Annotated in this window: 18 protein-coding genes; 10 read left to right on the forward strand and 8 right to left on the reverse strand. The window is 53.0% G+C overall.

Going from position 1 to position 19287, the window contains the following annotated elements; all coding sequences use genetic code 11:
* The first annotated feature begins 236 nt into the window (after positions 1 to 236).
* From KNP81_RS15365 to guaC, 5 genes are all read left to right on the forward strand, one after another.
* Positions 237 to 368, forward strand: a complete 132-nt coding sequence (locus tag KNP81_RS15365) for a hypothetical protein (protein WP_285800939.1) — start codon at positions 237 to 239, stop codon at positions 366 to 368.
* Positions 369 to 477: 109 nt separating this feature from the next.
* Positions 478 to 2487: a catalase gene (locus KNP81_RS04400; RefSeq protein ID WP_214718685.1), complete on the forward strand. Its 2010-nt coding sequence runs from the start codon at positions 478 to 480 to the stop codon at positions 2485 to 2487.
* Positions 2488 to 2632: 145 nt separating this feature from the next.
* Positions 2633 to 3817 carry an MFS transporter gene (locus KNP81_RS04405; protein WP_214718687.1) on the forward strand — a complete coding sequence of 395 codons (1185 nt, stop codon included), beginning with the start codon at positions 2633 to 2635 and terminating at the stop codon, positions 3815 to 3817.
* Positions 3818 to 3927: 110 nt separating this feature from the next.
* Positions 3928 to 5985 carry a PAS domain S-box protein gene (locus KNP81_RS04410; protein WP_214718689.1) on the forward strand — a complete coding sequence of 686 codons (2058 nt, stop codon included), beginning with the start codon at positions 3928 to 3930 and terminating at the stop codon, positions 5983 to 5985.
* Between the two features lie 199 nt (positions 5986 to 6184).
* Positions 6185 to 7168 carry a GMP reductase gene (gene guaC / locus KNP81_RS04415; protein WP_021067936.1) on the forward strand — a complete coding sequence of 328 codons (984 nt, stop codon included), beginning with the start codon at positions 6185 to 6187 and terminating at the stop codon, positions 7166 to 7168.
* A 30-nt stretch (positions 7169 to 7198) separates the two neighbouring features.
* Here guaC and KNP81_RS04420 read toward each other — a convergent pair whose 3' ends face one another.
* The 4 genes from KNP81_RS04420 to KNP81_RS04435 are packed head-to-tail and all read right to left on the reverse strand — an operon-like array spanning position 7199 to position 12438.
* Complete coding sequence (locus tag KNP81_RS04420; RefSeq protein WP_214718696.1) at positions 7199 to 7636, reverse strand: GNAT family N-acetyltransferase; 438 nt, start codon at positions 7634 to 7636, stop codon at positions 7199 to 7201.
* Positions 7636 to 8496 (reverse strand): MBL fold metallo-hydrolase, encoded by an 861-nt coding sequence (locus tag KNP81_RS04425; RefSeq protein ID WP_214718698.1) that lies wholly within the window; start codon positions 8494 to 8496, stop codon positions 7636 to 7638. The genes KNP81_RS04420 and KNP81_RS04425 overlap by 1 nt, the downstream gene beginning before the upstream one ends.
* A complete protein-coding gene (locus tag KNP81_RS04430) occupies positions 8483 to 9241 on the reverse strand; it encodes a P-loop NTPase family protein (protein WP_214718703.1) in 759 nt (252 codons plus the stop codon). Before KNP81_RS04430 ends, KNP81_RS04425 begins: the two co-directional genes overlap by 14 nt.
* 14 nt (positions 9242 to 9255) lie before the next feature.
* Positions 9256 to 12438, reverse strand: a complete 3183-nt coding sequence (locus tag KNP81_RS04435) for an EAL domain-containing protein (RefSeq protein ID WP_214718704.1) — start codon at positions 12436 to 12438, stop codon at positions 9256 to 9258.
* Positions 12439 to 12591: 153 nt separating this feature from the next.
* Here KNP81_RS04435 and KNP81_RS04440 point away from each other — a divergent pair, with 153 nt between their 5' ends.
* Complete coding sequence (locus KNP81_RS04440; RefSeq protein ID WP_214718705.1) at positions 12592 to 12903, forward strand: hypothetical protein; 312 nt, start codon at positions 12592 to 12594, stop codon at positions 12901 to 12903.
* Positions 12904 to 12944: 41 nt separating this feature from the next.
* Here KNP81_RS04440 and KNP81_RS04445 read toward each other — a convergent pair whose 3' ends face one another.
* Positions 12945 to 13937 (reverse strand): LLM class flavin-dependent oxidoreductase, encoded by a 993-nt coding sequence (locus tag KNP81_RS04445; protein WP_214718706.1) that lies wholly within the window; start codon positions 13935 to 13937, stop codon positions 12945 to 12947.
* A gap of 274 nt (positions 13938 to 14211) precedes the next feature.
* Between KNP81_RS04445 and KNP81_RS04450 the strand changes: the two genes are divergently transcribed.
* On the forward strand, positions 14212 to 15588 hold the full coding sequence (locus KNP81_RS04450; protein WP_214718708.1) for a YjiH family protein: 1377 nt from the start codon (positions 14212 to 14214) through the stop codon (positions 15586 to 15588).
* 72 nt (positions 15589 to 15660) lie between these two features.
* On the forward strand, positions 15661 to 16317 hold the full coding sequence (locus KNP81_RS04455; protein ID WP_214718710.1) for a C39 family peptidase: 657 nt from the start codon (positions 15661 to 15663) through the stop codon (positions 16315 to 16317).
* Here the strand turns inward: KNP81_RS04455 and KNP81_RS04460 are convergent.
* Complete coding sequence (locus KNP81_RS04460; RefSeq protein WP_214718712.1) at positions 16305 to 17114, reverse strand: hypothetical protein; 810 nt, start codon at positions 17112 to 17114, stop codon at positions 16305 to 16307. The genes KNP81_RS04455 and KNP81_RS04460 overlap by 13 nt on opposite strands.
* A gap of 96 nt (positions 17115 to 17210) precedes the next feature.
* Here KNP81_RS04460 and rluF point away from each other — a divergent pair, with 96 nt between their 5' ends.
* Positions 17211 to 17921, forward strand: coding sequence for a 23S rRNA pseudouridine(2604) synthase RluF (gene rluF / locus KNP81_RS04465; protein ID WP_214710769.1), 711 nt, complete (start codon positions 17211 to 17213; stop codon positions 17919 to 17921).
* Positions 17922 to 17951: 30 nt separating this feature from the next.
* Here rluF and KNP81_RS04470 read toward each other — a convergent pair whose 3' ends face one another.
* Entirely contained in the window at positions 17952 to 18275 is a 324-nt protein-coding gene (locus KNP81_RS04470; RefSeq protein ID WP_251128955.1) for a hypothetical protein, read from the reverse strand.
* 146 nt (positions 18276 to 18421) lie between these two features.
* Positions 18422 to 18832, reverse strand: coding sequence for a hypothetical protein (locus KNP81_RS04475; RefSeq protein ID WP_214718714.1), 411 nt, complete (start codon positions 18830 to 18832; stop codon positions 18422 to 18424).
* Between the two features lie 122 nt (positions 18833 to 18954).
* Between KNP81_RS04475 and KNP81_RS04480 the strand changes: the two genes are divergently transcribed.
* Complete coding sequence (locus tag KNP81_RS04480) at positions 18955 to 19281, forward strand: hypothetical protein (protein ID WP_214718716.1); 327 nt, start codon at positions 18955 to 18957, stop codon at positions 19279 to 19281.
* Positions 19282 to 19287 lie beyond the last annotated feature (6 nt).

The following is a 19287-nucleotide window of genomic DNA, read 5'->3' on the forward strand; positions in this document are numbered from 1 at the left end:
CCTGATTCATCCAAAAATATAGTACGAATTTTCCTTTCTTTGGCTAAATATATGATGGTATATATGCGACCGTTGATCAGTCAGATAAAAGAGGACACTATGAAATGAAAGACAACGAGAACCGATTGATCCATCTGTCGCAACTTAAAGTCGCACCGCTCCCGAAATTCGCCGTCGGTGCGAGTTACGTGGCGTACCGGGACTACGACTGGTGACTCCGCAATCAAGTCGAGTATTTGACGCTGATCCATATCGGCGAAAAGACGACCAAAATCACGTCCGCCACAGTCCAGACGACGTCGCGCCACTACGTCGTGCGCTACAAACTGTCGGACGGCACGACGAAAACGCTATCGATGTTACGCTAACCTCCATTTTAAAAATGGGGGTTTTTTCTCGGTCGGTTAGGGAAAACTCGTACAGTAGGCCAAAATGTGGCTTACGGCGTGTGCGCATACTTAAAGGGGAGGCAATAACATGGGGAACAAGAAAGAAGAACAGTTAAAACAACATACGATTGATAACGAGCAGCAAGCCGGGCTCACGACGAACCAAGGGCTGAAGATGGCCGAGGACGAATTCTCGCTCAAAGCCGGACGTCGTGGACCGACACTGATCGAGGATTTCCATTTCCGCGAGAAGATGACGCACTTCGACCACGAACGGATTCCTGAACGCATCGTGCACGCACGCGGCGTCGGGGCGCACGGGGAGTTTCAAGTGTATGAGTCGCTCGCCGAGTATACGAAAGCCGACTTCTTGAACGACCCGTCGAAAGTGACGCCGGTGTTCGTCCGTTTCTCGACGGTGCAAGGTTCGCGTGGGTCTGGGGACACCGTGCGCGACGTCCGGGGGTTCGCGACCAAGTTCTACACCGATGAAGGCAACTATGACCTTGTCGGGAACAACATGCCGGTCTTTTTTATTCAAGACGCCATCAAATTCCCGGACCTCGTCCACGCCGTGAAACCGGAGCCGCACACGGAAGTGCCTCAAGGCGGCAGCGCCCACGACACGTTCTGGGACTTCGTCGGACAAAACCATGAGACGGCCCATATGATCATGTGGGCGATGAGCGACCGGGGCATCCCGCGCAGCCTTCGCATGATGGAAGGGTTCGGTGTGCACACGTTCCGTCTCGTCAACAAGGAAGGCAAGGCACACTTCGTCAAGTTCCATTGGAAACCAAAACTCGGTGTTCATTCACAAGTCTGGGACGAGGCGCAGAAAGCGCTCGGTAAGAACGCTGACTTCCACCGCGTCGACTTGTACGAGGCGATTGATAAAGGCGACTATCCTGAATGGGAGCTCGGGCTTCAAGTCATCGCCGAAGAAGACGAGTTCAAGTTCGACTTCGATATTCTCGATCCGACGAAACTCTGGCCGGAAGAAGAGGTGCCCGTCAAACTCGTCGGGAAGATGATGCTCAACCGCAACGTCGACAACTTCTTCGCCGAGACCGAGCAAGTCGCGTTCCACCCTGGCCACCTCGTGCCGGGAATCGACTTCTCGAACGACCCGCTCCTGCAAGGACGCCTGTTCTCGTACACCGATACGCAACTGTCACGTCTCGGGGGACCGAACTTCCATCAAATCCCGATCAACAAGCCGGTCTGTCCGTTCCATAACAACCAGCGCGACGGCATGCATCAGATGTCTGTCCATAAGGGCCAGACGAGCTACCATAAAAACGCGCTCAACAACAACCAGCCGGAGCCCGTCCCAGCCGACCAAGGCGGGTTCGAGCACTATCAAGAGAAAGTCGACGGCCATAAGATTCGAGGCCGGAGCGACAGCTTCCTCGACTTCTACTCGCAAGCGAAGATGTTTTATAACAGCATGACCGACGTCGAAAAGCAGCACATCCAAGACGCCTGCAGCTTCGAGCTCGGCAAATGTGAGTCGGACATGGTCAAAGAGAACGCCGTCGACCTGTTGAATCGAATCGACCGTCACCTCGCCTCGGTCGTCGCCGACAACCTCGGGGTCGACCTCCCGGCCGAGAACAACGAAGTCGTCTCGGACAAGGCCTCACCGGCGCTCAGCATGGCCAACACGATCGCGAAGCCGGACACGAAGAGCGTCGCCGTCCTCCTTGCCGGAGACGTCGATGCCGCGCAAGTGAAGGCGTGGGTGCAATTCCTCGCCGATCACAAAGTCAATTACAGCCTCGTCGGGAAAAAATCATATACGCTCGGCGATCTTAAAGTGAAAGAGACGTACGACACGGTCGACTCGAGTCTGTTCGATGCGGCTTTCCTCGTCAGCACCGCGACCTCGGTCGAAGACGACGTGCTCGAGTTCATTGAGAACACGTATAAGCACTACAAGCCGCTTGCGTTACATTTGCATCACGATGAAGTGCTCGACCGTTGCCGTGTGAAGACAGATCAGCCTGGCGTCTACACGTTCAAACAACATAGTCTCGATGGCTTCGATACGTTTATCGACGGTATCGCGAAAGGCCGGTTCTGGGACCGTCAATAATTGCTCGACGTAACCGATTCGCTTCAGCGAATCGGTTTTTTGCTGGAAATGCGTTGACTCTGACAAACTTTCTCTCGTTTGTTATACTCCTTTAGTTATGTTTATTAACTATTTAGAATCAAACGGATAAGGAGGCGGGCTGCAGATGCAACTGACCGCACAAAAACTATGGACGAAAGATTTCCTCATCATCTCTCTCGTCAACTTCTTCTTAACACTCATCTTTTTCTTATTGATGGTGACGATTGGCGTCCACGCCGTCTCAGCATATGGGGCTTCGACGAGCGAGGCCGGCCTTGTTACCGGCATTTTCATTATCGGGACCCTCTTCGGGAGACTCTTTATCGGGCGCTTGATTGACTCAATCGGACGTCGCAAGACGCTCCTGATCGGCCTGACGTTCTTCACGGCTACGATTTTGCTCTATTTCCTCGACTTTGGCATCGGCTTCTTACTGTTTACGCGCTTTGTCCACGGTCTCGGAATGGGACTATCGAGCACGGCGACCGGAACGATTGTCGCCCAAGTCATTCCCGGCTCTCGAAAAGGCGAAGGAATCGGCTACTATAGCATGAGTTCAACGCTCGCTACTGCCATCGGACCGTTCGTCGGCTTGATGATGAGCCAATACACGAGCTTCTCGGTCATCTTTCTTGCCTGTTTCGTCATCGGTCTCATCAGCTTAGGGAGCGCCTTGTTTGTAACGGTGCCTGAACCTGACAACCCGCAAGTCGTCCGGGGTCTTTCGCTCGGTGCATTCGTCGAACCGAAAGCGTTACCGATTGCGCTTATCATCGGCGTCGCCGCCCTCAGCTATTCGAGTGTGCTGTCCTATATTAATTTTTACGCGAGCGAGCTCGACCTCGTTGAAGCGGCGAGTATCTTCTTCCTCGTCTACTCCATCGCCGTCCTCATCTCGCGCCCGATCACAGGTCGTCTGATGGACGAACGCGGCGCCAATATCGTCATGTATCCGGCCATCGTCCTCTTCGCCGTCGGAATGCTCGTCTTGAGCCAGGCGAACAATGCCGTCATGCTGTTACTCGCCGGAGCATTGATTGGACTTGGTTTCGGGAATATCCAGTCCGGTACCCAGGCAATCGCCGTCAAAGCGGCGGACCCTCATCGGATGGGTATGGCCACGTCGACGTTCTTTATCGCCCTCGACGCAGGTCTCGGATTCGGCCCTTACTTGATCGGGTTACTCATTCCGTTGACCGGCTTTTCGACGCTTTATCTGTTACTTGCCGGTGTCGTCTTCTTCACCGTGTTCCTCTATTACTTGATGAACGGTCGCCGCGAGCGGGCCGAAATGAAGCAAGCTGCCTGACAGGACGTCTCATCGTCCTGTCTTTTTTGGAATGTTCACACATTTTGCTACGACTTACGGTAATATGAGAATGACGCGCCGAAAAGTTTTTGATTGAAATGAGGGACATGATGCACGCCGACCAGACCATCCAACACTATTCCTCCGTCCTGCTCCGTACGTTCGACAAAATCTCTGATTTTGTCTTCTTTATGGAAGTGGACGGTTCAACTTATCGTTACGTATTTGTAAACGAACCGGGAAGACAGGCGATTGGCTGGACAGAGGCCGATATCGGGAAACGTGTCGAAGACATGGTTCCACCTGAGACGGCCGCTCTCGTCACACGCCATTATGACGAGGCGGTACGAGAACGAAAGAGTCTCGTCTTCGAGGACTATCGCCTGGCCGAACCATCTTATACGACAGCAGTCATCTCACACGAGATCCACTTACCCGTTTATTACTACGAGTCCGAGGTGACGCCGGTCTTCGATGAGGCGGGTGCCTGCACGCACGTCATCTCGGTCGTCCGGGAAGTGACGGAACGGAAACGTCGTGAACTCGAGTTGTCTATCTTGAAAGATCAGCACGAATCGCTCCAACGCTATTCACCGCACGGCATCTTCGTCCTCGACGATGCGTTTCGCGTCCAATCGGTCAATCCTGCCGTCACACAGATTACCGGTTACGAGGAAGCCGATTTGTTGGGGGAATCTTTTTTGTCATGGTTGCCCGAGTCAGAACGGCCCCTTGTCGATGAGGGTCTCCGCTCTGCCTTGTCTGGCACGCCGCACAAATACGGCATGACCGCTCCGCAAAAGACGGGCAACTGGCTCGATTTGGCCATCTTGAATATTCCGATTGAAGTCGGGGGACATATCACGGGACTGTTCGCCATCATTATCGACCACACCCCGGAGAAGAATGCCGAACGGGCGACTCAGGAGAGCGAGCGCCGTTATCGCCAATTGATTGAGACGATTCCTGAAGGGATCGTCGTCCATAAAGACGGCGTGATTCTATACGCCAACGCCTTGGCGCTAGAAACGATTGGCGAGACGTATATCGAGAGCGAATCGATTTTCACGTTCGTCGCCACGGAATATCATGAGACGACCAAGGCACGCCTTCAGGCGTTGCGCCAAGGCGATCCGGTCCAAGATACAGAAATCGTGCTCGTCACGCCGGCCGGTCGAAAACTGCATATGGACATCGGCAGCCTGTTAATTGATTACGAAGGAACGACCGCCGTCATGACCTTATTGCGTGACGTGACCGAGAAACGTGAGATGGAGCGTGCCCTGCACCAGAGCGAAACGCAATATCGACTGATCACGGAGAATATGAGCGACCTTGTCTGTATCCTCGAGCGTGACGGCCAAGTCCGCTACGCTTCGCCGTCTCATCAAACCGTGCTCGGATATGCCCCGTCGTTCTACGAGGGCAAGAACACGCTCGACTTCATCCATCCGAATGACGTCGAACCGGCGAGACAACAACTCCGGACGATGACAGCGACGAGCGAGCCGCTCACTCTCGAATTCCGTCATCTGCATCAAGATGGTCGTTGGATTTGGCTCGAAACGAAGATTCAAGCGATTTATGATGATACGGGTCAACTGCTTCACTATTTGACCGTCCCGCGTGAAATCATGAAGCGAAAAGTGCTTGAAAAACAGCTCAAGCATTTGGCTTACCATGATACGTTGACCGACTTACCGAATCGGCGCTATTTCCTCGCCTATTTGGAAGAGACGTTGGCCCGGTTCGAGGAAGAAGACGAGTCACTCGCCATCCTGTCGCTCGATATCGATTGTTTCAAACAAATCAACGACACGCTCGGCCACGACATTGGCGACGAGTTGTTACGCCAATTCTCCACTCGTTTGACCGACGTATTGCGAAATCAAGATGTGGTCGCCCGCTTTGGCGGTGACGAATTCTCGGTGCTCATCCGCTACACGGAAGCTGACGCGCCAAAACGCGTGGCCGAAAAACTCGTGACCGCCCTTCAGCGCCCATGGCAGATTGAAGGCCATTCGTTCGTCACGACCTCTAGCGTCGGCGTGGCTCCGTACCGACCGGGAATGTCGACAAAACTGTTGCTCAAACGAGCCGACTTGGCCTTATATCAAGCGAAAGCTAACGGCCGCAATCAATACGCTTTGTTTGAAGACCGCTCCTAAGCGGTCTTTTTTCACGTGAAACATAGAAAAAAGCACCTAAACACGAACATTAAAGATAATTAACCAGCAATCATCAAGAATTTTTACCTTTTATCGCCATATCCCTTTGACATATGTTCTAATTTACGTTACATTACCGAATGGGCGAAGTATTTATCATTCAACGAACCAAATTGTTCGTAAATAGGGGTGTGACAACATGGATAAAGTATTTGATTATGAAGATATTCAATTAATTCCCGCAAAATGTGTCGTCGACAGCAGATCTGAATGTGATGCGAGCGTGACGCTCGGCGGCTTCACGTTCCGTCTGCCGGTCGTTCCAGCCAATATGCAGACCATCATCGATGAGAACGTCGCTCGGTCTCTTGCCGAGAACGGCTATTTCTATATCATGCATCGCTTCAACCCAGAGACGCGACTCCAGTTCATCGAGGACATGCATGGGCGTGGCTTGTATGCATCGATTAGCGTCGGTGTGAAAGAGGACGAATATCGTTTCGTCGAGATGCTTGCGGAAGCCGGACATACGCCGGAATTCATTACGATTGATATTGCGCATGGTCATTCAAATGCGGTCATCCGGATGATTCAACATATCAAACACCATCTTCCAAGCTCGTTCGTGATCGCCGGTAACGTCGGGACACCAGAAGCAGTCCGAGAACTCGAACATGCCGGGGCAGATGCGACGAAAGTCGGCATTGGGCCAGGGAAAGTATGTATCACGAAAATCAAGACGGGCTTCGGCACCGGCGGGTGGCAACTCGCCGCGCTCCGTTGGTGTGCCAAGGCGGCGACAAAACCGATTATCGCGGATGGGGGCATCCGGACACATGGCGACATCGCCAAATCGATTCGCTTCGGGGCATCGATGGTCATGATCGGTTCGCTGTTCGCTGGACACGACGAGTCTCCGGGTGAGACGTTCGAACAGGACGGGAAGTTGCTCAAAGAATACTTCGGGTCGGCTTCTGAATTCCAAAAAGGGGAACGGAAAAACGTCGAAGGCAAGAAAGTGTTCGTTGAGCATAAAGGGGCGCTCCAAGACACGTTGACCGAGATGGAGCAAGACCTCCAATCGGCCATTTCTTATTCGGGTGGGGACAATCTCGATGCATTGCGCACCGTCGATTACGTCATGGTGAAAAACTCAATCTTTAACGGGGATAAAGTATATTGAAAAAAGGCGACTCACACGAGTCGCCTTTTTTCAATCAGCTGTCAGTTGCTTCGTCATCATATAGTAGTCCGATCCCGGCGGATAATCATAGAGCACGCCGGCGACTTCATAGCCGAAGCGCTCATAAAATGTCTTCGCTTGAAACGAGAACGTCGTCAATTTGACGCGCGTCGCCCCGAGTTCACGGGCCAACCGTTCCCCTTCCTTGAGCAGACGGCTCCCTAGGCCAGTCCCCGCATGTTCTGACGCGACCCAGAGTCGGTCCAAGTCGAACCAGCCCCAATAGACGCTCCCGAACAACCCCGCGATTACGTCCCCGTCCTGTTCCACTTTCAACTGAACGACCGGGACGTCGGCGTTGCGGATCTCGCGATGGTGTACCGAATGAGCGTCATTGAATATCCGCAATCGACTCGTCAAAAATTGTTGAAACGCTTCGTCCTCATCATGAATTCGTTTGATGTTCATCACGCTTCCTCGCTCGAACCGTTCACGAAGAACGAGATCAACTCTTGTACTTCTTCGTCGACGGTCCGACCTGTCAGACGTTCGTATTGAGCGGTTATCGCTTCTTTATTTCCTGGGAAATTCGTGGTGATTCGGGCTAAATGGCGTAAAACGTCTCGGTCTTTCTCATATTCTGCACGGGTCACGACTTGACCGTGTGACCAGACGTACGCTTCGGCCTCGAACTGATCGAGCAGGTCTAAGAGACGCAATGTCCGTGCCGGGGTCATTCGCCAAGTCGGCGCGTACAAGTTCGCATAGAGGGCATCCCCTAAAAACAACACCTTTTCCTCTGGTACATAAGCCACGACTGCATCGGCAGCGTGATCTCCACCAACGTGCTTCAGAATGACGTGTACCCCGCCGAGGTCGAGGGTGAGCGTATCATCGAACGTCAGCGTCGGTAAGACGACGCGCATCGATCTCTCTTCTCCATATTCGAGTTTGATCGCTTCCGCGCAAAACGCGATCTCGCTTCCGTCTTCGACCCGTTCGGCTAAGGAAGCATCGTCCCACGCATAGGGCAGCAATCGTTCCATCCCGCCTTTTGTCGCCGTGCTCGCGACGGAGACAATGTCGGTCAGCGCCGACAATCCAAAGATATGATCCCAATGCCAATGCGTCAACGTGACGATTGACGGTCGTTTGATGCCCCGTTCGGTCAAGGCATCTAGAAATAAAATCGTGTGCGCCTCAGAGTTCCCCGCATCAATCATGAGCGTATGTGTGTCGCCGACGACGGCCCCTAAGATGGGACGGTCGGTCTTCGCGACCGGTTCCATATACCAAAACCGGTCCGAATGCTGCTTAAGTGTCTGCATGATCTGCCTCCTCTCTACTCCGTAATGCGTCGAGCGCTTCGAACGCCCCCCGTTCGTCATTGACGAGGCGAATCGTCCGGACCGGCAAACGCTCTAACAAGCTCAATTCACGCCGTTGCCGGTCTTTCAACAGTTGAATCGTCCCTTCAATCCCGTCCAATCCGTTTGCCTGAGCGTAAGCGCGAGTCGTGTAATACTCGACGAAACCACGTTGCCACTCTGTAGGCCGTTCCGCATAGACATCGCGAAACACGGTCGGAACGTCGACTGTCTCTAAATAGACGACAGTCGGGTCGAGCGGGGCCAGTAAGTCTGCCACCGTCTCGATATAGGCTTCAATCTGCTCGTTCGGGACGTCTTGGGCCACCATGCCGATTGTGAACGGGTTTTGCAGGAAGGCACATTCGAATACGTACGTTCCGTCCTCTCCTTTGACCCGTTCCACGAAACGACGCCAACGGCCGATCATCAGTTCAACATGTATATCGAACGGCAGCTCATAGACGTCGACTCCAGAACGACGTTCGTTCGGACGATATCGTATGAATCGACCGTTTCCGTCTTGATCGATGACCTCGCCTTCCGTCATACCGTCTGCTTCGACCCAATAGACGTCATGAACATCGACCGGATGTGACGCATCGATTTCCGAATAAAACGTATAGCCTGGTGTCGTAGCGAGTGTTTCCGCGAACGTCGTCTTCCCGCTCCCTGGTAATCCTTCGATCAGCCATAATTTGCTCATATGATACCTCCGTATCAATTTTCTTGATGGGAGTCGTACACGTAATACCCATCCCCACCGCAATTTTTAGCGACGTACATCGCCGCATCCGAGTGATGAATCATCGCATCGAGCGAAGCGTGGTCTTCCGAACAAGCGACGCCTATGCTGGCCGACAACCGCAAGGACAAGCCATCTCCGACGTTCATTTCCTGGGAAATGAGACGATTCAACTCCTCAAATCGGTCTGCTCCAACTATTTCTCGCTCCGTATCGATGACGATTAAAAACTCGTCGCCTGCGAAGCGATACGCCTTCCCGTCATACATTTGACTGAACGAGCGAATCCGTCGTGCCGTCTCGATGAGCACTTCGTCCCCGATCAGATGACCGTAGGAATCGTTTACTTGTTTAAAATCATCCAAATCGATGAACAACAGCACGACCGACTGCTTCCGATTCATCTTTTGTCTCATGTCGGTCATGAACGAGTGCCGGTTCGCCAATTTCGTCAAACTGTCTTGGGTGATGAGTTCGATGACTTCCTGATGCTTACGTTCGCGCCGAATCTCGTTCTCCATCCACCTGGTCACGAGCAATATCGTATCCGTCATCTCGTTGATCGTCGCTGCGTCGACGACGTCGTTCAAGCTACCCTGTTCGGCCAAGAACACGACCCAACCGAACGTCTTGCCATCATTGGACAACGGCAGACTGATCATCGAGCTAAACTCGATTCCATCGATCACAAGTTCGGCACGACCTAATTTTTGGTGCCCGATTGTCGTCAAAGCATGAAGTTGTTGCAGGGCATCACTCGTCCAGTCGAGCCTGCCTTCCCAGTCCTCGGATAAGACGCGATGTTTCGACTCCGTCGAGAAGACGACGGCATGGGAATAGCCGATCCAGCCGCGGAGCACCGTCTGAATCCGTTTTAGTTTATTGCCGAACGGTTCATGAAGTGCCGTCACCTCATAAAGTGACTCGAGCGTCTGTTGACGTTGGGCCTGGGCCCGTGCCTGTTCCGTCAATTCGATTTCAGCCATGACCCACCTCGCAAAATCTTCAAGCGACTGCAACGCTGCCTCGTCAAACGTGCGAGCTCGTTCGTCCGTCACACAAAGCGTGCCGATGACATGTCCGCTTCGCGTCGTGAGCGGAACACCGGCATAAAAACCGAGGTTTTCAAGCAACGGATTGTTTGTCCCGGCCTCAGACGTCTGCACATCCTCGATGACAACCGACGATTGGCCAGTCACGACCCGATCACACAGCGTCCATTCCCGGTCCACGTGTGGGCTCTCAAGCAAGGGACCCGCGCAGGACTTGAACCATTGTTGGTCTGTCGTCAAAATCGAGATGAGCGCGACCGGCATGTTCAGCGTGCGCGCGACAAGCCTCGTAATCCGATCATAGCGCTCCTCTCGCGGAGTGTTTAAAATCTCAAGGCGCAGAAACGTCTTCAAACGCTCGGCTTCTTGTTCATCAAGTACCGTCGATGGAGAAGTCGTGGCCAACTCGAGTTGCCGCAGCGCCGCATGTTGATAGACGAGCGCATCGAGCGCCTGTTGGAGATCATTTAGTGGGAGTGGACGACTGAAGAAATACCCCTGAATCTCATCACAACCGAGCTGTTCCATCACCCGGTACTGCGCTTCCGTCTCGACCCCCTCGGCCGTGACCTCTAAATTCAATTTTTTAGCGAGTGAGACAATCAATTTGACGATTTCATACTCTTTCAGGCCGTTGTCTTTATCCAATTGACTGATGAATGAGCGGTCGATTTTAATGCCGTCAATCTCAAACATCTTCAAGTAATTGAGGGAAGAGTAGCTGACGCCGAAGTCGTCAATCAACACGCGAAAGCCTTTCGTTTTCAAATAGTCGACCGTCTGAATACCAAGGAGCGGTTCTTGCATAAGCGTATGTTCCGTGATCTCAAACTCGAGCTGTTCTGGTCTCAACCCGTATGTCGCGAGCACCTGTAATAACTGTTTGATATAGTCTTGCCGAAACAACACCGGGGATACGTTGACCGCGACACGTCGCCCTGCAAACAGGTCCGGTTGCTCGATCATGTCACGACAGACGCGGTCGAAAACGAACCCGGTAATGTCTTCAATCAAGAGCGACGTTTCGGCAATCTTAATAAACGTTTCCGGTGAGACGTTACCGAGCGCCGCACTATGCCACCGCACGAGCGCCTCAAAATGAACCACCCCGTCCTGACAGCCAACTTTCGGTTGATAGACGACGCTCAGTTCATCTGCTTTCAGTCCCTTGATGAGTTCCATCTCAATCGTCATCTCATCGATATAATGTTGGACGTAATCGTCCTTTTCGTACACTTTGATGATTTGCTTGCCCGCTTGTCTCGCTTCGAGGAGCGCCGTTGACGCATTCATGATGACCCCGTCGGCGTCCTCGCTCCCCGCGCTGATTCCGAGACAACCGGATAAAGCGAACTCGGTCTCGGCCACTTGGTACGTGTACGCTGCGATGGCCGCTAGCAATCGTTCCCCATGTATCGTCGCCGTCTCGATTGAGGTGTAGGGCAACACGGCAATAAAATCTTCACCGTCTACGCGTCCGATAATCGATCCTTTCGGCAACAGGTCCGATAAGTGCCGCGTCACCTCTTTAATCAGGCGATGAGATTGTTCCACGCCTTGCAAGGACAAGATGATTTTAAACCGGTTGATGTGCAACCGCATGACGCTCGTCACTTCCGCTCCTTCTCGTTGCGTGAACAGCTTCTCGAGCTCGAGCTTCACTTTCATCAAGTTCGGCATCCCGGTCAAATAATCGATGTTCTCGATGCTGCTCAATAGCTTCATCTCTGCCTCTTCCGATAAATCGGTCGTCAGCCCTAACACATAACGCACGTTACCCGCCTCATCTTCGAGCGGCATGAGGACCGATGATGCGAAGCGGGCCGTATTGGCCTCGATGTTCATCTGCGACATGAAATAGACCGGTGCATGCGTCGCGACGACTTCGTCATAATGCACGATTAACTCGTTGGCGACATCGACCGCATACATATCATGTAAATACAAGCCACTCACATCGTCCGGGAGCGAGGACGCCAGTTTCCCCTGTTCACTGACGCGTGCGTAACGATATCCCTCAGGTGTCACTTCCATCAAAAACACCATCCGGTATAATTGAACGAATACGTCAAACAAATAGTGCGGGTCAATCTTCATCTGCTGCATACTGTACCTCCAGGCAATCTCCGTTTCTTCTAGTTTAGTGGTTTTAGCCGGTCTTGTTCACGAAACCGTTTAAAAAAAGGGGAAGACGTTTTTAACGAGCGGGCAATAATCGGGTATAGATAAATAAACGTCACAAAAGTGAGGTGAACCATCATGCTCAGTCGAAACGTCTATCCACAGACACAGCCAGGAAAATGGTCGGTTCTCTTGTTGCTTGCGGTGTTCGTGCTCTTATTCGTGTCTGCTCTCATCGTCCAATCCGCTCAACCGTTCAACTTCGACACGTTATTCGACAATACGTGGGCGGCCGTTGTCTCGATGTTGGCCATCGCCGCCGCACTCGGTGCGTTCGTAGTCGGGATGTATACCATCTTACGCAATCACGAACGTTCGGTCGCCGTCTTCTTTACCGTCTCGCTCGGCGGGCTTGTCGCTTTGTTCGTGCTCATGCAACTGTTCCTCTAACTGACAAACGCACCTTTCCGTTAGGAATAGGTGCGTTTTTGTCATAGAAGTTCTTTGGCGAGCAACCGATAGACGTTCAAGCGGTTCTCTTGTGTATGCTGGATGCTGCAGATCATCGCCTCATCAAATCCATAATGGGCCGATTCTTCCTGCAGTTGCGTCGCAATCTGCTTCGGTGTCCCGACGAGATGGATTTTCCGGTTGTTGGCGATTTGAATCTTGTCGATCTCGGTGAGCGGATAGTCGTGTGCCGCCTCCGGGCTCATCAATTGGCGGAGCTGCCCTTTCATCAAGAACAGGCGTGATAAATCCGACGGACGTGCCAAATACTCGGCCTCTTCTTCCGTCTCAGCCGTCGTGACGAGATATGTGACGCTGATGTCCGGCTTCTCCATGAAAGCGGACGGGGTGAAATGCTGACGATACGCGTCGAGCGCCGCGACACTCAGCTCCCCATTGAAGAATTGAGCGAAGGAATAGCCGAGCCCCATCCGGCCTGCTTGGATGGCGCTGTTCCCGCTCGATCCGAGGAGCCATGCCTCAGGAAGTGACACACCCGTCGGCGCTGCCGGCGTATTCTTATACCATCGTTCTTCCGGCGCCTCATCGTTGATGAGTTGGAGTGTCGTCCCGAGCTTTTCATACAGGCCGTCCATCATCGGTTTTTGACCCTGCGACATCGCGTAGATGGCGTTCGCGTCCCCACCCGGTGCCCGGCCGACCCCGAAGTCGATACGTCCCGGTGCGAGCGCGCTGAGCGTCTTGAACACTTCGGCCATTTTGAGCGGGGAATAGTGCATCATCATGATTCCACCTGAACCAAGACGAATTCGTTCTGTTTTGGCCGCAATATAAGCCGCGACGACTTCCGGTGCCGAGCTGGCAAACGACATGCCACCGTGATGTTCGGCCATCCACATCCGGTAATAGCCGAGCTCTTCTGCCAATTGGGCCAGTTCGACCGCACTTTGTAACGCATGTTCTGACGTATGTCCGGATGTCACCGGCGCTTGATCCAATACACTTAATCTCATCTGTATCGCTCCGTTCCTAAAGTATATATGGTGAATATCTCGATTTTGTAAGACTCGCCGTCATCATACTAAAGTGAGCCGGAGAATACGAATAGTTCGCTCTTGAGAACGCTTTCTATATTTCAGAAGATTACAACGAATTGTTGCCGGCTCGCTGTTCACTTCTCTATAATGAACGGGAAGAAGCTATTCCTTCATAGCAATTCACGTAACGCACGATGGGGACGTGCCAGTGAAGCGCACACTACACTTTCGGGGAAAAGGGGTTAATTGAATGAATCACACACCAAACCGGTCCGGTCATGACGGGCCCAGATTCACATCAGCAGATTACATGAAATTCATCATTCCATCGTTAATCGGGATTCTATTCTTCATCGTCCCAATCCCGTCTGGTGACGGGTTCACCATTCCGGTCGCCTTTTTATCGAACTGGCTGATTGATTTGATTGGCGACTTCGTACCGACGATTGCCGTCATCATGATGGGTATCTCGGTCGTCGGCTCACTCATCGCGTATGCGGTCAAACCGGTGTTCATCTTAGAGCGCCCTCATTTGAACATGTTGTTCAACGTCACACCGTTCTGGTTTGTGATGCGGGTCATCGGTTTCATCGCCGGCGTCATGACATTACTCGTCATCGGTCCTGAGGCAATCACGTCCGAGTTCACGGGCGGATTGTTGTTATATGATTTAATCCCGATTTTGTTCGCGACGTTCTTGTTCGCCGGGATGTTATTACCGCTCCTGTTGAACTTCGGGCTGCTCGAGTTCGTCGGAACGATGCTCATCAAAGTGATGCGCCCGCTGTTCCGCCTCCCGGGTCGGGCCTCGCTTGACGCGCTCGCGTCTTGGGTCGGGGACGCCACAATCGGAATTTTATTGACGACGAGACAGTACGAAGAAGGCTATTACACGAAACGAGAAGCCTCGATTATCGCCACGACTTTCTCCGTCGTGTCGATCACGTTCACAATCGTCATCTTGTCGTACATGGAGCTCGACGCCTACTTCCCGCATTATTATGGCACGATCATCCTATCCGGTATCGTCGCCGCGCTCATCATGCCGCGCATCTATCCGTTGTCCCGTAAGCCCGACACGGCGTATGAAAAGACGGAGTTGAAACCGGAAGAACCGGTGCCGGCGAATGTCCCAATGCGCGTCTGGGCACTACGTCAAGCATTGCTCAAATCAAAATCGAGTAAAGGGGCCGGCGCCACGTTCAAGGACGGGTTCCAAAACGTGCTCGACATGTGGCTCGGCATTTTGCCGGTCGTCATGGCCGTCGGAACGATCGCGCTCGTCATCGCTGAACATACATCATTGTTCACGATTCTCGGCAAGCCGTTCGAACCGATTCTCATGTTGTTGCAAGTGCCAGAAGCAGAGGCCGCGGCCCAGACGATGGTCGTCGGGTTCGCCGATATGTTCTTGCCGGCCGTGCTCGGCAGCGGCATCGAGAGCGAGTTGACGCGATTCGTCATCGCCTGTGTGTCCGTCACCCAGCTCATCTTCATGTCTGAGGTCGGCGGACTGTTGCTCGGCTCGAAATTGCCAATCTCGTTCTTCGATCTCGTTCTCATCTTCTTGTTACGGACGATCATCACGTTACCGATTATCGTCGGGATTGCCCATCTCATCTTTTAACGACAACACGCCCGTTCTCTCATTCCAGAGGACGGGCGTTGTTTGTATAATAAAGAAAAAGGGAGGTGCGTCATGGACGAACATTATGCCGGCCAGCTCGAAGTGGCAAAGAAAGGTTACGCTGGAATCATCGACCCCAAGGCCTACGTGAACGACCGCTATCACGGCCATTGGACGGTCAAGAGCGAGAAGCGCATCAACGGGGTTCCAGTGTTGCTTCAAAAAGCGTTCAACGGGGGCAAGAACAATTGTACACTCACCTCGATGACGTCTATTTTCCGCTATTACCATGACCTTGGCTATGAGCGCATCCCGGAGGACGTAATCGAGATTCAACGAGACGCACGTGAGATTGCGCTCGCTCATCAGTTCAAAGATGAGAAAGGCACACCGCCGACTCGAATCAGTACGATTGTTACGAAACTATGGGCCCATTACGGCTACAAAGGGCACAGCAGCTCACGTTATTTATGGAAATGGTCGACGTTCGAGCGCGAACTCGAGTCCGACCGCCCTTTCATCCTGAATATGGCGAACGGGTTTTATAAAAATCACTCTGTCACTGGGATCGGCTATATCATCTTCCACAAACCCGGCTTTCCCGACGTCATCTTGCTCGAGGTGCTCGATAACCGCTCCCGCGACATCCGCTATATCGATTTCAACGAGTTCAACTTTTGGGGCAGCATCACGCGCGTGTATCCGCCACAGGACGTTCAGGAGAAATAACGACGAGCGCTCGCTTCGATGGCCGACCCGATTTGCATCAGATGCTCCCGTTTCGCATACGAGCCATGGTGGAGCCCAAACGCGTCTCGACCGTTCCCGAGACCGACGAACACTTCGGACGGTTTGACATGCAGTCCGACCATCGGGACATGGAGCGTCGCATGATAACCGAGCTCGAACCGGGCACTCGGATACGCGTCCAGCCGTTCACTGTGCGTGAACCCATTAAATGCCGCACAGTTATCACGCCCAAGGACGATCAAACGGGACGGGTTCACATAACGAATCGTCCGTTCGAGCAAATCGAGCGATGTCGGGTGCTCCATCCATTGGCGTCCTGTTCGCAATTGGCCCATCTGACGCGACGTCGCATATTTGAAAAAGTCGACATGGAGCGCGGACCCGTCGTAGAACGAGCGACCCATACCTTCGAGCAGGGCCTCGAGTTTCGCCCCTCCCGGTTTGCCGAACCAGCTCGTCGTCGCCCGTCCGGCCTCGAAGTAAGCCGCGGCGTAGTGAAGTGTCGCGTCGAGCGCGTTGTCATCTTGCAAGTAGACATCGAGTGATTCGTCACGCCAATAGAACTTTTGTGACTCTCCTCTACGAACGGTTCCGTCCCGTTCAAAAAATTCGCCGCGCGACGGATTCGTCCCGACGGTGAGCCACTGTCGCTCCGTCGGGCGCCCATACCATAGGACCGGAGAGGCCCCCTCAATCAATTCCGCCTGAAACGACGACGTCATGAGCGCTTGTTGAAATCGAATCGCGTCTTGCAATAGCAATCGTGCTTGATCCATCGTGCCACATCCTCTCTACTCGTTCGTTTCCCGCTTTCAGGCACATGTAAAATACGTTATAGTGAGAGGACGAAGCCAAAAAAAGGACGTGGATCTATGCGTATCAATAAATTCATCAGTGAATCCGGCAAGGCGTCCCGCCGCCAAGCCGACCGTCTCGTCGAAGAAGGACGGGTTACCATCAACGGGAAGAAAGCGAAAATCGGCGACCAAGTGAACCCAGGGGACGAAGTGCTCGTCAACGGTTCGGCCGCCCGTGTCGCACGAAACAACGTTTATATCGCCGTTCATAAACCGGTTGGCATCACGAGCACGACCGAGAAGAAAGTCAAAGGCAACTTGGTCGATCTCGTCAACCACCCGCTCCGCATCTTCAATATCGGCCGTCTCGATAAAGACTCGGAAGGGCTCATCTTGATGACGAACGACGGTGATATCGTCAACGAGATTCTTCGCGCCGAGGGTGAGCACGAGAAAGAATACATCGTCTCAGTCGATAAGCCAATCACTCCGGAGTTCGTCGAACAGATGGAAGCCGGCGTCAGAATCCTCGGCCAGAAGACGTTGCCGTGTAAAGTCCACCAACTGTCGAAGTTCGATTTCAACATCACGCTGACACAAGGGCTCAACCGCCAAATCCGTCGCATGTGTGAAGCGCTCGGTTACGAAGTGTACCGCCTTCAGCGCGTACGTGTCATGAACATCACGCTCGGCAAGCTCCCGCCCGGACAATGGCGCGACCTGTCGAAAAAAGAGCGTGAGCAGTTGTTCCGCGAATTGAATTACGAACCGAAAGAATGGTATTAAAACAAGCCCAGACGCTTTTGTCTGGGCTTGTTATCGTTCATAGAGCGATGCGACATGGGCGGTCTCTCGTCGGATGAAGCGTTTGAGTTGAGCGCATAAGTCATCGAGCTGCCCCATCGTCGTCTCGAACTTGAAGGTCGCATGGAAGTGGTCGAACGGATCGTGTTGCCTCTCGTCATGGATGAAGACGTCGACTTGAATCATGCCTGTCCGATCAATCAGCGTGAACGTGAGGCTGATTTTATGGTCATCCGCATCCGGGTCCAACAACTGCCAAATCACGGGTTCCTTGCCCCAGGTGTTGTTGAATCCAGCAATCGAGTCAATCAGTTCTTGCAGTGTCTCGTCCTGCATATATACATCTTAATTGCTCGAACAGACGGATGCATGGAGCTGAAGCCTAATCTGGTAAAACTGCTCGGTCTCATCCATCCAAATCCGTTCCATCTCAAATTGAGTTTTCACTTTCTACACCCGCTTTCTCGTTTTGACTTGGCCACTTATTCTGGGCGAAGCGATTCGACCCAATCGGTTTCGCACGCCAAGAATGCCGACAGTTGTCGCTGCAACTCATCCATCTGCCCCATCGTCGTCTCGAACGAGAACGTCGCCCTCATGTCTCCACCATCGCCTTTCATTTGTTCCATCTCAATATTGACCCGAACGGTCCCTCGCGCATTCGCCAGTTCGAACCTTAACGAGACGTGAACGAGCGGGACATCGAGCGCCCAAGTCTCAGGTGACTTCCCGTTTCGTGCATTGAACGCCCGTAACGTGGAGACGAGTGATTCGATGTCGGCACCTGTGACATATTCGTCCACCGTGACCGCGCACCATTTCCCTTTCAGCGTCAATTCGACTTCCATTTCCAACACGTCTTCCCGAATCCGTCTCAGTTTGAACTGTTCCACCCTCGTCCCCCCATTCTCTCATTTCGACTATATCATGTCGTTTCCACGAAACCCGTCAACTTTTGCTCAAAACGGGAATAGACCTATACAGATGATTTCGCAACGAAAAGAGGTGAATCGTTATGAATGGCGCCTTGTTCCCTCGCACCTCGGTCGGCAAGTGGTCCATCATCCTCATCGGCTTGTTCCTGGCCATGTACGTGCCGTTCCTCCTGCTCGATAACTTCGATACGACCTTCCACTCGACGCTTTGGAGCGACAACGCCGCGAACATGCTCCGGCTCAGCTATATGACCACGTTCTCCGTCCTCGGACTCGGAGCGTTCGTGACCGGCTGGTGGGCCATCTTGAAACGAAAAGAATTTGCTGTGCTCGTCTTCTTCGCGGCCGTCCTCGGCTCCGGACTGTTCATCCTCTTGGTCATGGAGCTCCTCGGCATCCTCGAGTAGAAGACA

Origin of the sequence: Exiguobacterium sp. s149, from assembly GCF_018618395.1 — a bacterium.
GTDB lineage: Bacteria > Bacillota > Bacilli > Exiguobacteriales > Exiguobacteriaceae > Exiguobacterium > Exiguobacterium chiriqhucha.